Source organism: Paenibacillus sp. Soil787, assembly GCF_001429545.1.
Lineage (GTDB): Bacteria > Bacillota > Bacilli > Paenibacillales > NBRC-103111 > Paenibacillus_E.
Genome location: NZ_LMSP01000026.1, coordinates 31,378 through 46,027 on the forward strand (window position 1 = coordinate 31,378; position 14,650 = coordinate 46,027).

The following is a 14,650-nucleotide window of genomic DNA, read 5'->3' on the forward strand; positions in this document are numbered from 1 at the left end:
TTTGCGTTAATGGTTAATGCTTTCCCATCTCTTGGCCCATTTATCCATTTCTTTGAGAGCGGTCTGAAAATCAATTCCTTTTTCTGTCAATGAGTATTCGACCATGATGGGTACAGTTGGAGTTACTTCACGTAGAACAATCCCGTTCTGCTCTAAATGCCGCAGCACATCCGTTAAGGATTGTGTCTTGACGATCACTAAATCTCGATGAAGCTGTTTAAATCGTTTCGGGCCTTTAGATAGCTCCGCGATCACTAGGAATGCCCATTTTGCACCAAGTATTGTCAAAACGGAACAGATGTTAGAGAAGTCATGTACTTCTTCTTGTAGAGGTTCCATATGGCTTCACCTTCTTACTTATAGTTAGTTAGTCAAAATACTTGGATAATGTCCAAATACTTTGCCTTCTTACATTATTATCGTAACCTTATTATACTTCAATAAAACGATAACGGAATAGCAGAAAGGAATGTATCGAATGAATCGACTATCTATCTACATCCTTGCCCTAGGGGTATTTCTAACGGCGACCTTCGAGTTGGTTGTTGCCGGAATTCTTAAAGTCATCGCTGAAGACTTAAACATTTCTATCGCTGCTGCAGGGCAGCTAATCACAGCCTATTCGCTTGCGTTTGCGATTGGAACCCCCATTGTGGTGTCACTTACTTCCCGGATGGGGCGCAGGAAAGTTTTGCTTGGTTCCATGTTTGTATTTATCTTGGGCTGCTTGGCTTCTTTTGGGAGTTCAGAGATTTCGGTCTTAATGGTTTCTCGTATTATTCTTGGGGTAAGCTCAGGCGTTTATCTTGTCGTAGTGTTTGGTGCGGTTGCCAAATTAGTGCCTGCTGAGAAACTAGGAAGTGCGATCGGCACGATCGTACTTGGGTTTAGCAGCGCTATGATCTTAGGGGTTCCGATTGGAATTGCCATTACGAACTTGTGGAGTTGGCAAGCCATTTTCATTATTTTAGGGATATTCAGCCTGTTAATTACATTCGTAATCTTCCGCCTTCTTCCAGAGATTGAGGGGGACACTCCGGTTCCATTCAGGCAGCAATTTAAAGTGTTGGGAAGTCTGGTCATCGTAAGCGGTTTGTTCCTCACCTTTTTTAGGGAATCGGGTAATTCGATTTTATTTACGTATCTGACGCCATTTATACAAGACGTCCTTCATTTGAAAGCTTCCAACGTAAGCATCATTATGCTTGTTTTCGGTATTTTCGGAGCCATCGGTTCTCGTGTTGGCGGTTATGGCATTGATAAATGGGGAGCGGCTCGCGTCATTATGCTGAGTATTATCGTTCATGTAGCAGCTCTCGCTCTACTGCCTTTTTTATCCGAATCATTAATCACGAGTTTAGTGTTAATCGCCCTTATGGTATTCTCTATGTTCGTGACCGGCCCAGCTATCCAAACGTATTTTATTCAACAAGCGCCGCAGTCATCCAATCTCGTTCTCAGTTTGAATACATCCATCATTCATTTGGGATTAGCGGTAGGAGCTGGAGCGGGGGGAGTGATGGCGAACGCTACTTCGACTGTTTTCTATCATCCATGGATGGCAAGCATCGTTATAACGCTCGGGTTAGCGGCTGCCTTAGTCAGTTTTTCTATGGGGAAGAAGGTTCCCAGTTATAGTCTAAAATGATCCGTACCCTCATCAAATCATCGATATGATTCAGATTATTCAAACCGAGTCGCAGCAAAACGATTATAGCTATGGATACCATTTTCAATGTTATGGAGAAAAGCGCATCGGCTACTCAGAATGTTTCCGCAGCAGCACAGGAGCAGTTGGCATTAATGGAAGAAATCGCGGCTTCCTCAGAGTCATTATCTAGGATGGCTATTGAGCTACAAGAGATAAATGAAAAATTTAAAACTTAATACGATTTATGACATAAGGACAACCTTGAAGGGTTGTCCTTATTATTTCGTTTAAATTCGAATAATTCTTTTGGCCGCTGCCTCTTTAAGCCATAATGGAAATTCATTCAAAAGAAGGTTATACAGCGTTTCATCAGAAATCGAAGCAATATCCTCAATGTGAATAAAATTAGCGTTGTCTACGATTCGTCCTTCCATCGTGTCTAATTGCTTCAGCACATCAAAATCGGAATCGCCAATGCCTATGAATTGCCAGAAAATCGGTTGTACAGCTGATTCGGTGATGACTTTCTTGATGGGTTTTACGACTCCGCCGTCATTGATGAATACCATAAATACGGGTATAGAGGAGTCTTCTTCAACGGTATATTTACGAATCACGTCCTGCATGACGGGCGGCTCATTATTTCGGCCAAACTTGTGTATCATTTTGTTATTCATAATATGCTTCTGCACATAGTGTTCGAAATCTGCCTCCGTAGCGGAAGGCAACCTGCTGAATTCATTATCGTAGATCCAGACGTCCAGTGTCGCATTATCATCAAACCTACAAGCGACAGCCAGAATGCGCTCAACCACTTCCTGTACCGTTCCGTTCTTGTACAACGTCTGCATGGATCCTGAAATATCGAGAACTAAACCTACTCTGGCGGTAAAGTTGGTCAACTTTTTCTTTTCCAATGTGATCTGAACGATTTTCTTACGTAAATCGATAGATGTTAAGATCGTTTTCCCCGCTGTTGCAGCTATTTCTTGTTCGGCTTCCTCTGCGATCTCAAGTCCGAAATTCGTGCATAATGCCTCTAATCCTCCATAAAATCCGCTGCCAATTGCGTTGAATTTCCAATCCCCATTGTGCCTGTATAACTCGCCAACTACAATGGCAGTTTCCTTGGATAGATCCGAACCATATTCAAAGCGGAATATTTCTTCACCATTATCGGCATTAACGAGTCGTAAGTATGAATTCGATATATCCTTCATCCTATGTCCATGCTTCTCGCCCTCGTGAATTGTTAGGGTAAAAGCTATTTTGGCAACGCTATTCGGTAGCTTGGATAAAGAAATGCTGATTGCTTCCTTGTCTATGCCATCTAATTGTTTATGATTCACTGCTCCGCTCTGCGCAGAGGAATTGCCGTAAAAGATGAAATCCTCATCCCGCTCGCATCGGTTATTATCCGATAACATAAAACAGGCAGCGTCAATGTTCATTGCGACAACGGAAGATGACCACCCGAATTGTAGGCTAAGGTTAGACAGATTAGTTCCTTTTGTGATATCCAATTTTTGTCCTTTTAACAGTAACATGTGTTCATCTCCTCAAATCATGACCTTTAGATAAGCTATCATTCAAAGCGTAATATCATATTTTCGACAATTTACTGCCGTATACCTCTTGATCCCTTGCTCTAACTCAGCGTTGGCGACAAATACCAGTCGATGCAAACTTGCAGCCGATGGTCGGCTTGGTTATCGCTTTCAAGGACTACAATCTGATGAAAGGCTCGATCTCGTTGTACGCGACGAGTCGCTCGTCACTCCGATACCAAAGCTCACGCTGATTACGCTCGTCGAGAATAGTTGCGCAACATTCACGAGCGAATCCGGCATCACTTCGGCGAGTCGTACGGTCTAAGCTTTCCCGAGGAATCAGAGGAGGGTTTGCTAATTTGCGTTAGACTGCCTGAGCCGGATGGCCCTGAAGTTTTCCGGGTAAAGGGTGAAGGGGTTAGCAGGCTATGTGCGGGAAAGATATCCGCAGGTTCATATCATGATTTTGACCACGTATGGGGAATTCGATTTCGCCAAGCGTGCCATATCGATTGGCGTGTCAGGCTATATGATCAAGCAGGTGCAGGTGGCTGATCAGCTTCTGACGGCTTGCCGCAAGGTCGCCGAAGTGATCTACCGTGACATGGACGTGGCTCACCAGCTGCAGCTTCAAGGACTTCAGCAGCGGCAAAACGACTGGCAAGAAAGACGACAATGGCTGGAGCGGATGTTATCTGCTCCGGCTTCCTTGGGTACACACCCACTGCCGCCGGGACTTGATACAATCGAAAGGCAGTCGGGCTTCGTCGCTTTACTGTCCGTAGGTTGGAGCGGGCGTGAGTTATAAGGAATAGCGAGTCAGCAGGGCGAGCAGGCAGTACTTTTGCAGGCGGAAGCCGGACAAGTTACCGAGCGTCGGTACGGAGAGACCGTAGGTGATGGCAAGGTCGTCGCTGTCGCTGTGCCTCGGAGAAACGACAGGCTGTTTGTGTTTATGAGGATGCCGAATATCCATAGCGATGCCGCTAGGCTCAGCTTTCTTCGCGAGGAAGCAGGGGCTGTTCTGGATGAAGTGCGTGCCGTAACTGGCGTTCGGGGGCATACGCATGTCCTACTTAGACAGACAGGCGAAGTGGCTTGGGCAGAGTTGGTCCGTACGGTGTCGGATGCTCTGGACGCTTTCTTTTATCATCCGACACCGATGATCTCCGACGTGACGTCTGAGTGGTTCACGATGATTCCCCCTTCGCAGTATCGGGAATGGGCGGCTACGGTTCAAAATGCACTGCAGCAGCGTTCGGCCATCTCGTTCCGCGAGGCGATTCACACCACTGCTGCAAGAGGGAGTTCCGCCCTTACGTCCTGCGGAGCTGATTCATGTCTCGCACAAGCTGCCTGATCCGGCTTTGTCGGAAACTCCAGCTTCCGTTACGGAGCGAATGACCGATCTTGCATCGGTCGAGACCTGGGAGGAATTTGGCTGCTGGTGGGATCAAACGGTTAACGAGCTGGAGCGGGCATTCGGGGAGCATGTGAGGATGTCCTACCGCATGGAAGTTCAAAGCATGTGCCGCTTTATTCAAGAAAAAACATGCAGAGAACATCCAAATTTCCGATCTTGCGTGCTACTCAAAGCCTATACCGGGTTTACGCCGACGGAATTTAAAAAAACCAATAGTTAGGAGACCGTTCATCCTCATACGCTCTCTTGAGGATTGGATGAATGAATCCATATTCTCTATTTGAATGATGTTGTAGAATTTAAAATTGACTTGTATATTAAAAAAGAGAATTGGGATCGCGTCTAGGGCGCTTTTCCTTATTAGTAATTTTTACCACATTAAGTAATGATTGCTCGCATTCTTCCGAACTCTTGGCTTTTTCTCTTCACTTTTCCCTTGTCAGGCAGCTTCGTTGAGGGGATCTTGATCATGTTCAAAACATCATCCACCCACTTGTCGCTATCATCAGCATATGTGAGGATTGTACTTAATATCTGTCAGCAGCTCGCTTCCGGCTTCTTGCTAAGTCGGATCCATTCACGTAAAAAAACGGGCTTTCGCCCGTTTTGAAGTAGTAATTTTCTTAGTAGATAAGAAAGTATAAGTTTTATACTTTTGCTTCGCATCTACCTGAAGGACGACGGAGTCGTTTATCCTTACAACAGTATTTATTTTTTGGTTACTGACGTGTACCACTCGTTGACTTCCTTCGTTGTCTGGTCACCGCCATTCGCCTTCCAACTGGCGACGAATTCGTCAAACGCATTCACCGGCAATTTCCCATAAATGATTTTGTTGAATGTTTCCATTTCAGACTGGCGCAGAAGGTTCCATTTCGAAATCATGGTCGGCGTCGCCGCACCGGTAAAATAGTTTTGCTTACGAATGTCCATTTGTGACATGACGACTTTCGCAGCATACCAGTTTTCAGGTTTGCGGAAATCCGCAATCTGTTTTTCATAAGGAGTTTCCGGCTTTTTGCCGTCTGCAAGCTTAACCAGCGTCTTCATATATAGGTCCGGAATCCGCGCTGGTCCGGTTATGAATGTGAAGTCATTGCTGAAGTCCTTGATCTTGTCTTTATCACTGGTTGGTTTTCCATCTACGATGTCCCAATCATAGCCTTGAGCAAAGCCGTTTTCGAATTTACTGCCAATAGGTGGATTGGCCAAGTTGTCAAGCATGTAGTTGTAATACAGGAAGATGGCTTCTGGATGCTTAGCATCTTTATTAATCATAAAGCTGCTGTTCACGCCGGAGTTTTGCCATTTCGTGCCGGCCAGTCCATCTGGACCCGCAGGAACCGGATAGGCTTTATATTTCGAATTTTTTACGTTCTTGATTAAATCCGGAGCCGGCCAATCAGGAACCCAGTTTGCTCCAGGCAATACACCTGCATTTCCTTTTGTCCAGATCTCGGCAGATTTACCTTCGTCCCACAAAGCTGCATCAGGATGGATATAGCCTTTGTTCATCCATTCTTGAAGCTTCGCTAGCGCTTTCTTAGCACCCGGGTTGATAGAACCATATTCAAGCTTGCCATTTGCATCTTTATTCCATTGCTCCTCTACAGAGCCATACGCCCCGAACAGCCAATCAAGCCCGCCCATCCATGTGTTCGTATTGTTTTTCAAGGAAATCGCGAGAGGATAGACGTCTTTAGGTGCAAGCCCGTCCGGGTTCTGATTCTTGAATTTGTCCATCACATTCTCTAAATCTGCGATCGTCTTAGGAGCCGTAAGATTCAGCTTTTCCATCCAATCTTCCCGGAGCCATAACATCGTATCGTCATTGTCGGTATATTCCAGAATTGGCAGGTTGTACTTCTTGCCATTCCTTGTGAAAGGGTACCATAGTTCTGGATGTTGAGCGGCATGGTCTTTCCAAGTTTGGTTAGCGTACTTATCAAACAACGTGTCAATGGCAACAAACTGGCCGGAATCGATCAATTGGTTGGTTAGTACGGGGTCAGTTGGTACGAATACGAAATCTGGCAGCTTCTCGCCGGAAGCAATAGCAAGCTGCAGTTTTTGCTTATATTGATCCCCGCCGGCAGGGTACCAGGTATCTTTGTGCTTGATTCCTAAGGTCTCCAGCATCCAACGATCGTGGACATTGTTTTCTTTGGTGTCGCCTTTGACGTACTTCTTTGGCGGGGCAAACATGACAACGGTGCTAATCTCAATTGGCGGATCGTATTTGCCTTTGGTGAATCCGGCATCGGATGCAGCAATGTCTTTCGAACCGGTATTGTCTGATTTTCCTGTCTCACCGGTCTTTGAGCTGCAAGCTGAGACCACGATGAGTGAAGTGGCCGCGATCAGCAGCCATGACTTTTTGAATGTACTCATTTTTGTTTTCCCCCTACGTTGTAAGATTACTACATGCTAACTCTACCAACTTATTGGGGAAGGTATCTATATGATTATTTTAGTTTCCGTAAGACTTTGTTAGGCAATTAAATGCCGTCTCTAAATTCTTGTGGCGTTACACCGAACTGGCGTTTAAACACTTTGATAAAGTAAGCTGGATCCAAATAACCGACTTCCATGCTGATTTGATACACCTTTTTGTCGGTTGTCTTTAGCAAATGACAAGCCCGCTCCATTCGGAGAGAGGACATGTAATCGCTTATTCCTTCACCGGTTTCAATCTTATAAATTTTGGACAAATGTGTCGGGTGCAAATTCACGTGGTCTGCAAGCGCACGCAGTGAAACATCGAGATGAAGGTTTTTCTCCGCAAAATCCTGAACTTTTTTCACATACGTGGATCGTATATCTTTGATTTCATTCGATGCATTCTCTTTTAGCTTGCCAAGTACACCCAGAGACCACTTTCTAAGCTTGCTAATGGAGGAGAAGGCCTCTCCGCTCTGCAAGGATTCAATCTCTGGTCCTATTAAGTTAGCTAATGAGTTGCCGTTCCGATGCGCTATATGCGTGAAGGAAGAAGCGATTGAGAATCCAGCTTCCATACAGTGCTCCCAGGATTCGGACCATCTATCATCAAGTTCCGCGAACACGGTCAATAGTTTATCTTCCGCCGCATCCCAACGCCCGACCTCGAGCAGGTTAATCAATGTCGGAGGCATATGGATAGCGTCCAAGGTTCCCTTCGAAACGTTTTGCTCGTGATCACCAACGCTCATGACGAACTCCCGTTCATCCCCAACAATTTGCCGGAAATAGCCCGAGGCCTGCCTATAATGGTCTGATAACTGGCTCGGGAATTGGAACCACTCCGTAATCACGATGGACAGAGATCCTTTCAAGAACTGTTTCACTTTATACTGAAGCTGCATGGCAAGTTTTTCCAAAACCGTTTCTTTCCCAACGTCAGAATGATCTTCCTTGAGCTGAAGCAGAAAGGCAAGATACCCATGCTCTTCCTTAACACCCCAGACCTCTGTAAATTCTCCGATAATCTCTTCGGCCATATTGATGATTGCATATTCCAACAACTGCTGCCCATTGTTTTTATATTGCCCGAATTCTTCCTCCATTCGGACGAGCAGGAGGGCACAGTCCCCATAACGGAAAGGTAATCCGTAATTCTCCAGCTTCCGACTCCATTCGTCGGAGGACATGCGATGACCTCGAAAGGCGTCAAGAAGCAATTGGCCACGAAGAAGCGGTAAGTTTTCCCGAAGGGTGTATTGGGTGCGTTCATAGGAGCTAATACTTTCCCATTCCGTATTCAATTGATCGATCGCGGCCTTGACTGCGTCAAACAATTCGTTGTCGGTCGGCGGTTTAAGCAGGTAGTCCACCGCCTGGTGCCGGACGGCCTCTTTCGTAAACTCAAAGTCGGAATGACCGGATAAAATAATGCATTTTATTTTTTTATCAAACATGCGAATTCGCTCTATCAGCTCTATACCGGTCATTTCGGGCATGAGAACATCGGATATGACAATATCGATAGGATGCGTCTCGAGGATTTGAAGCGCCTCATGGGCAGAATAAGCTTTATGAACCTGTTCGATGCCGAGCGTATGCCAAGGTTTGTGCATGGATAGGTTGTCTACCCAGTGAGCTTCATCGTCTACTATGATCATTTGCATGTTATGTGTCTCCTTGTATGAAGGGATGATGGCGATGTTCTTCTCCAGAGGTTATTTCCCAAATAATCTCTGTTCTAAATCCTCCTAGATGCGATTTCGTGAAATAGAGATAAGAATTATCACCAAATTGGTGAATGATCCGCTGGTTGGTATTCCAAAGGCCGCAGCCCATCTTCTCTTGTAAGGGCTCCCGCATTTTATGATTTAACGCTTTTTGCTGATCCTCCGTCAACCCGGGACCGTCGTCATCGATATAAATCCGGCAGAAGCCGTTTGACATCTCACCGCTGATTCGAATTTCACCCGACGAATACGATTTCCCAACCCCATGGATGACGGCATTTTCTACAATCGGCTGCAGCAGCAAGCGCGGAACTTGTTGGTTCAGCAGTTCTTCGGGTATATCGATATGATAATCAATTCTGCCGTTACGCAGCTTCTGAATGTCGAGATAGCTCCCGATCAGTCGAATTTCTTCGTCCAGACTAGCCGTTTCCCGCTCCATTCGGGTCGTGTAACGGTAGTATGCGCTCAGATTATACGCCATGGAAACGACAGCCTCTTCGTTCTTCATCTGGGCCATGTTAGCAATGTAGCCTAGGCAATTGTAAAGAAAATGCGGATTAATTTGGGCCTGCAATTGCTTCAAAGTCGCATCCCTGGCCCTGAGTTTCTCATTGAGCACGTTTTCAATTAAACCTTGAATTTGCTGAGACATATCATTAAATCGATGAAACAGAAAAGAAAATTCATTGTGCGCATTGGCGTTAATCCTTACCGAAAAATCTCCCCGCTGTACGCTCTGCAATCCGCGAATCAGCTTTCTAATCGGACGCTGAACGTTCCGGTAAAGCAGCACGGAGGAAGAAATACCGACCACAAAAAGCAGGACCATTGATAAATAGAATAGATTGCGGCTGAACGATATGGGTCCTAAGATTTGATCCAGTGGAACAATGTCAACTAGATGCCAGTCCAATAGGGGGGATTTCACGCTACTTACCAAATAATTTTTATTTTCTAATCTCACGACCTGCTGCATGGTAGCTTCCAGTGATTGTCCATCCAAATAATGAATGAGATCACTGGATAGCTGTGTGGATGCACTGCGATTCAGGATCGGAGTCTCTCCCTTATGGTAAAAGAAAGGATCTCCTTGACCGCCTGCCTTATAAGTGTCCAGCATATTTTGAATATTTTCATGACCAAAGCTGGCTTCAACCACCAAATTACTTCCACTCAGCGTATCCTGTTGGCCGAAAGAATCCGTATAGAACCAATAAAAGGCCTTAGGTTCACCTTGCGGCACGCTTTCGCCATCTCCATAAGTCCATTTTCCGGTCATATTCCTTTTCAAATAATTCTCATCATACTCCGACGTTTTGATGGCATTAGTAATGGCTTCTTTGTTCTGTTGGGAATACACCGTGTATTTAACTGGCCATATGTTCATAATGCCGGACTGCAGCACCATCTTCTCCTGAACCACATATCTAGTTTGCATCCGATCATAGCGATCTTCCCAGATGTTTAATCCATTGAATTTCTGAACATTCGGATCTTTCGAAAAGGTCATGACAAAGTCCATCATCTGATTGATTCTCGAGTCAATTTGGCTGGATAGAAAAGAGAGCTGTTTGATATTAGATACCTGCAGCTCTTTGCCTATAACATTGAATGCGATTCTATTGGAATATGTAAATACGATAATGATTGGGATGAACAAAATGATAATAAGACCGTTCATTTTGGCAAACAGACTAAACCTGGTACCGACCCTTTTTTTGACAAACGCAATACCTCTTTGCAGCTCCATAACCGATCCCCCCAGAAGATATCCCTAACAAAACCCTATCCATCCTAACATTGTCTTATAGTTTATGGGTAGCGTTTGTTGATACTATATATATCAGGGTTTCTCAAAATACACAAATGAGTTTTTAGGGAACGGGGTAGAGAGCTATGGACGCAAATACAGGACATCAAGTGACCCACAAGGGCACTGAAGGCATGAAAAAGAAAAGCAGCTACAAACAACCATGGATGCTTCATCTCATGGTGCTGCCTGCTATCATATTGGTTTTCATTTTTTCTTATCTTCCAATGTCGGGGATCGTTATGGCGTTTCAGGATTATAAATCAGGATTGGGAATAACCGGCTCCCCCTGGGTCGGCTTGAAGCATTTTCGTTATATGTTTGAGAATGATTATTTTTTGAAAATTACGTGGAATACCCTGTTTTTTGCGTGTACCAAGATCGTGATGAACTTAATCATTCCATTTATTTTCGCCTTGTTATTGAATGAAGTAAGGAACATGGGACTCAAAAGGTCCATCCAAACACTGGTCTACTTTCCCCACTTTCTTTCATGGGTCACACTCGCGGGAATTCTGATTGATATGCTCGCCCAGACGGGACTTGTCAACCAGTTCCTTTCCAGTGTGTTCGGCATTAAGCCAATTTTCTTTCTAGGCGACGGTAGTTGGTTCCGATTTACCATTATTTTCAGTGATGTCTGGAAAGAATTTGGGTTCAATACGATTTTCTTCCTAGCAGCGCTTACGGCCATTAATCCAGCGCTGTACGAAGCAGCAGAAGTTGACGGAGCGAGCCGCTTCAAGCAAGCGATGCATATTACCATACCATCACTTATACCGATCGCAATCGTAGTTGCAACTTTGGCTCTAGGCAATGTACTGAACGCGAACTTCGACCAAGTGTTTAACTTGTATAGTCCTTTGATCTACCAGCAGGGGGATATTATCGACACGTTTGTGTACCGGGAAGGTCTTCTTAGTGGGCAATTCAGCTTCGCAACGGCAGTTGGTCTATTTAAATCATTTATTAGCTTAATTTTAATCATCATATCCTATCGTCTTGCTTATAGATTCGCTGGATATCGAATTTTCTGAGTAACTGCTTAAGAAGCCGGTTTTCTGACGAAAACTCAGTAACGCTTACGAAGCCGGTTTTCTGACGAAAACTCAGTAACGCTTACGAAGCCAGTTTTCTGACGAAAACTCAGTAACGCTTACGAAGCCAGTTTTCTGACGAAAACTCTAAGGAGGGCAACATATGTACCACAAAACGTTATCATATCGCATATTTTCCGTGTTTAACAATGTGTTATTGATCATAATCTCTATTCTTTGCCTTCTGCCGTTGTTCCACTTACTGATGGTGTCTTTTAGCTCAAATGCCCCTGCCAACGCCGGGTTGGTTACATTTTGGCCGATCGGCTTTACACTTGAAGCCTACGAAAAAACGTTTAACAATGACCAGTTTCTTACATCACTTGGGGTATCCATCAAACGGACTATCCTTGGAACGGCGCTTGGGATGTTCGTTAATGCAATTGCTGCTTACGCTCTCTCCAAAGATGCTCGCGTCTTTCGCGCTCGCACGGGTTATCTCTGGTATTTAGTCATAACCATGTTGTTCAACGGGGGCCTGATTCCAAACTATATCCTTATCTATAAGCTCGGTTTGATGAACACGATGATGGCGCTTATCCTGCCAGGAATGGTAACGGTCTATAACCTCATTCTACTTCTTAATTTCTTCCGTAACGTTCCTAAAGATCTTGAGGAAGCTGCCTTTATTGACGGAGCCGGTCATTTCCGAACCTTCTTCATGATTTACTTGCCGATCTCATTACCAGCCATAGCGACAATTGCATTGTTTACGATGGTTGGACATTGGAACGCTTATTTTGACGGCCTGATCTATATGAAAGATGCTGAACATCTCCCGCTTGCAAGTTTCATGCAAACCATCATTGTTCAAGCGGATATGTCGAAGATTGATCTGTCAGCAGTTGCCAATCAATCTCAACGAACGATTCGAGCATCTCAGATATTTATCGGTGCACTGCCTGTATTAATGGTCTACGTTTTCCTGCAACGTTTCTTTGTAAAAGGGATCTCTATCGGTGCCGTTAAGGAATGACTTGTCGGTTTAGGATGTATAAAAGAAGAACACTGTAACCTACATGGCTGCAGTGTTCTTCTTTTATGCTTACATTCTTACTCCTTCGGCATCTTACTCATTTCCATGTACAATACATTCCACCGATGACCATCTAGATCTGTGAATCCGGCGCCATACATCCAGCCCTGATCATGGGGCTCACCGTAAATTGTGCCTCCTGCCTTTACCGCTTTCTCCAACACTTCATTACTTCTTCCTTACTCTCGGCATCAAAGGAAAGCAATACTTCGGTGCCTAGCTTGGTGTCTGCAATATCATTTTTTGTGAAATTTTTGAAAGTGGACTCTGGAAAAAGCATCACGATAACATTGCTATTTCCGATTAGTAAGCCAGCTGCATCGTCACTATTATGATGTCGCGGATGAAAAGAAAATCCAAGCGTGGTGAAAAACTCTTTTGATTTTTTGAGGTCTTTTACCGGCAGATTGAGCCAAAATTCTTTTGTCATAATCAATTCTCCTTTATATTTGAAGTGTCTAGTACTGAGCCCTTATGGTTAATTTTAGCATAAAAAATGATCGTGCATCCTACTGCAAACAAAGTAGTGACGACTAGTCAAAATGAACAAAAAAGAGACGCACTTCGCGCCTCTCTTTTGATTGGAACAGTTGTCATACACTAAAGTTTCGTTTCAAATTCCCATTCTTTCTGCTTGCTAATGTATGGGTTCGATTAAACCGCTTTCAAATTATTTCACTTTTAACTATGTAAGGAAGAAGATCGCAAGATATATCCGCTTTCAGATCAAGGATACATTGCAAAGCTTGTTTCTCATCAATACCCAGAATACTGGTTAAGTAAAATAGCATATGATCATAAATGGAGCCGAAATTCTCTAGTTCGTTGGAGTTATCGGACAGATATGTTTGATGTTTCTTAACGAAATTCTCGGTGACAGGATTCAAAATGATATACCTCCAACTGGTTATAAAATCAATCTATCACAATTGGTTAAAGGTGAATAGGAGTTTTTTTATATTTTTGGATTACCATTTCTTCATTTTTTTGAAAAACCACAGATAGTAACCGTATGAAATTAATAGAGTGAAGCACCAAATAACCAACTGGGAATTTGCATGAATAAAAAACTTACTTGTGCTTTGATCGAACTTTTCCGTTTAATGAATATCAGTAGAGTCAAAAGCTCCAATAAATAGAAGGAAGTAGAACAGAGCCGCACGAGAAATTCGACCGGCTCTGTTACAAATTTATTTATTAGTTTGTTCTTCTCTGTGCCCACCTTGCCAATTACCTTGATGCTCTTGATGCTGCCCTTGCCACCCAACCTGTTGGCCGGTCCACTGTTCACGATGCATGCCATGATAAGGCATTGGATAGTATTGTGGATGATGATGTGGATGATGATGCGGATATGGAATTGGATAAATGATCACTGGATGATGATGCATATGTGGATGATAGAAGTGATGAGGGTGATATGGGTGATGTGGATGATGTGGATGATGTGGATGATGTGGATTAACATAATGACTTTGGTTGTAACTCATTGTTTAATCTCCTCCAAATTATAATACACCAACCTATGTGGAAAGGTAATAACTGGATGCTTGACTATATCGATTTGGGCTTGCTTATGGCTGCTCAGGTTAAACAACAACGTTGCAAGAGTATTCTAGCATGGGAGATACCATGTTCTTTGATAGTGAGTTGAGGCAAAAGGAAGGATTCCGTTTTACTAGTATTGAAACAAGGGGGATGTAAATCTGGATTAGTACCGTTATCGAAATCGTAGCAGCGGTAAGCCCATTAATTTTTCGATTGTTCAATATTTTCAGCTTCTATTTTGAGGGAAAGTAGCTAATGGTGATAGATAAGAACATTCCTGTAGACGCTAATATTTGGCCTTTGAAATAAAAGGAGCGTCTCCTGTACGATGGGGTTGCAACGGGTCAATGCCCTTAATAGCCC

General features: G+C 44.0%; 14 protein-coding genes and 1 pseudogene. 6 read left to right on the top strand and 9 right to left on the bottom strand.

The window, feature by feature from the left end; all coding sequences use genetic code 11:
* Positions 1-6: 6 nt before the first annotated feature.
* A complete protein-coding gene (locus tag ASG93_RS22380) occupies positions 7-339 on the bottom strand; it encodes a winged helix-turn-helix transcriptional regulator (RefSeq protein WP_056835465.1) in 333 nt (110 codons plus the stop codon).
* Positions 340-478: 139 nt separating this feature from the next.
* Between ASG93_RS22380 and ASG93_RS22385 the strand changes: the two genes are divergently transcribed.
* Both ASG93_RS22385 and ASG93_RS35330 read left to right on the top strand, forming a co-directional pair.
* The gene (locus ASG93_RS22385; RefSeq protein ID WP_056835466.1) at positions 479-1,648 is read left to right on the top strand and encodes an MFS transporter; all 1,170 of its coding nucleotides are present in this window, start codon (positions 479-481) and stop codon (positions 1,646-1,648) included.
* A gap of 71 nt (positions 1,649-1,719) precedes the next feature.
* The gene (locus ASG93_RS35330) at positions 1,720-1,887 is read left to right on the top strand and encodes a hypothetical protein (RefSeq protein WP_156411006.1); all 168 of its coding nucleotides are present in this window, start codon (positions 1,720-1,722) and stop codon (positions 1,885-1,887) included.
* Between the two features lie 51 nt (positions 1,888-1,938).
* On the opposite strand, the gene ASG93_RS36520 is transcribed toward ASG93_RS35330, so the two are convergent.
* Both ASG93_RS36520 and ASG93_RS36525 read right to left on the bottom strand, forming a co-directional pair.
* On the bottom strand, positions 1,939-2,613 hold the full coding sequence (locus ASG93_RS36520) for a vWA domain-containing protein (protein ID WP_056835491.1): 675 nt from the start codon (positions 2,611-2,613) through the stop codon (positions 1,939-1,941).
* Between the two features lie 69 nt (positions 2,614-2,682).
* Positions 2,683-3,198, bottom strand: a pseudogene (locus tag ASG93_RS36525) (TerD family protein); the annotation flags it as partial.
* Positions 3,199-3,631: 433 nt separating this feature from the next.
* Between ASG93_RS36525 and ASG93_RS22395 the strand changes: the two are divergent.
* A complete protein-coding gene (locus ASG93_RS22395; RefSeq protein ID WP_056835468.1) occupies positions 3,632-4,009 on the top strand; it encodes a response regulator in 378 nt (125 codons plus the stop codon).
* Between the two features lie 36 nt (positions 4,010-4,045).
* A complete protein-coding gene (locus tag ASG93_RS22400) occupies positions 4,046-4,561 on the top strand; it encodes a hypothetical protein (protein ID WP_056835470.1) in 516 nt (171 codons plus the stop codon).
* A 771-nt stretch (positions 4,562-5,332) separates the two neighbouring features.
* Here the strand turns inward: ASG93_RS22400 and ASG93_RS22410 are convergent.
* The 3 genes from ASG93_RS22410 to ASG93_RS22420 all read right to left on the bottom strand — a co-directional run bounded on the left by ASG93_RS22410 (position 5,333) and on the right by ASG93_RS22420 (position 10,546).
* On the bottom strand, positions 5,333-7,015 hold the full coding sequence (locus ASG93_RS22410; RefSeq protein ID WP_056835474.1) for an extracellular solute-binding protein: 1,683 nt from the start codon (positions 7,013-7,015) through the stop codon (positions 5,333-5,335).
* 107 nt (positions 7,016-7,122) lie between these two features.
* Entirely contained in the window at positions 7,123-8,730 is a 1,608-nt protein-coding gene (locus ASG93_RS22415; RefSeq protein WP_056835476.1) for a response regulator transcription factor, read from the bottom strand.
* Between the two features lies 1 nt (position 8,731).
* On the bottom strand, positions 8,732-10,546 hold the full coding sequence (locus ASG93_RS22420) for a sensor histidine kinase (protein ID WP_056835478.1): 1,815 nt from the start codon (positions 10,544-10,546) through the stop codon (positions 8,732-8,734).
* A gap of 146 nt (positions 10,547-10,692) precedes the next feature.
* On the opposite strand from ASG93_RS22420, the gene ASG93_RS22425 reads away from it, so the two are divergent.
* Together ASG93_RS22425 and ASG93_RS22430 are read left to right on the top strand one after the other, a co-directional pair.
* Positions 10,693-11,643, top strand: coding sequence for an ABC transporter permease (locus ASG93_RS22425; protein WP_056835480.1), 951 nt, complete (start codon positions 10,693-10,695; stop codon positions 11,641-11,643).
* A 163-nt stretch (positions 11,644-11,806) separates the two neighbouring features.
* Positions 11,807-12,679 carry a carbohydrate ABC transporter permease gene (locus tag ASG93_RS22430; protein ID WP_056835482.1) on the top strand — a complete coding sequence of 291 codons (873 nt, stop codon included), beginning with the start codon at positions 11,807-11,809 and terminating at the stop codon, positions 12,677-12,679.
* A gap of 77 nt (positions 12,680-12,756) precedes the next feature.
* Here the strand turns inward: ASG93_RS22430 and ASG93_RS36970 are convergent, their stop codons facing one another.
* From ASG93_RS36970 to ASG93_RS22445, 3 genes are all read right to left on the bottom strand, one after another.
* The gene (locus ASG93_RS36970) at positions 12,757-12,903 is read right to left on the bottom strand and encodes a hypothetical protein (RefSeq protein WP_321166702.1); all 147 of its coding nucleotides are present in this window, start codon (positions 12,901-12,903) and stop codon (positions 12,757-12,759) included.
* A complete protein-coding gene (locus ASG93_RS22435; RefSeq protein ID WP_321166703.1) occupies positions 12,885-13,169 on the bottom strand; it encodes a hypothetical protein in 285 nt (94 codons plus the stop codon). The genes ASG93_RS36970 and ASG93_RS22435 overlap by 19 nt, the downstream gene beginning before the upstream one ends.
* Positions 13,170-13,929: 760 nt before the next feature.
* Positions 13,930-14,229 carry a hypothetical protein gene (locus ASG93_RS22445; RefSeq protein ID WP_056835486.1) on the bottom strand — a complete coding sequence of 100 codons (300 nt, stop codon included), beginning with the start codon at positions 14,227-14,229 and terminating at the stop codon, positions 13,930-13,932.
* Positions 14,230-14,650 lie beyond the last annotated feature (421 nt).

Coding starts and splice junctions, on each gene's coding strand:
- ASG93_RS22380 (WP_056835465.1), bottom strand. CDS start 339: ATGGAACCTCTACAAGAAGAAGTACATGACTTCTCTAACATCTGTTCC.
- ASG93_RS22385 (WP_056835466.1), top strand. CDS start 479: ATGAATCGACTATCTATCTACATCCTTGCCCTAGGGGTATTTCTAACG.
- ASG93_RS35330 (WP_156411006.1), top strand. CDS start 1,720: ATGGATACCATTTTCAATGTTATGGAGAAAAGCGCATCGGCTACTCAG.
- ASG93_RS22410 (WP_056835474.1), bottom strand. CDS start 7,015: ATGAGTACATTCAAAAAGTCATGGCTGCTGATCGCGGCCACTTCACTC.
- ASG93_RS22415 (WP_056835476.1), bottom strand. CDS start 8,730: ATGCAAATGATCATAGTAGACGATGAAGCTCACTGGGTAGACAACCTA.
- ASG93_RS22420 (WP_056835478.1), bottom strand. CDS start 10,546: ATGGAGCTGCAAAGAGGTATTGCGTTTGTCAAAAAAAGGGTCGGTACC.
- ASG93_RS22425 (WP_056835480.1), top strand. CDS start 10,693: ATGGACGCAAATACAGGACATCAAGTGACCCACAAGGGCACTGAAGGC.
- ASG93_RS22430 (WP_056835482.1), top strand. CDS start 11,807: ATGTACCACAAAACGTTATCATATCGCATATTTTCCGTGTTTAACAAT.
- ASG93_RS22435 (WP_321166703.1), bottom strand. CDS start 13,169: ATGACAAAAGAATTTTGGCTCAATCTGCCGGTAAAAGACCTCAAAAAA.
- ASG93_RS22445 (WP_056835486.1), bottom strand. CDS start 14,229: ATGAGTTACAACCAAAGTCATTATGTTAATCCACATCATCCACATCAT.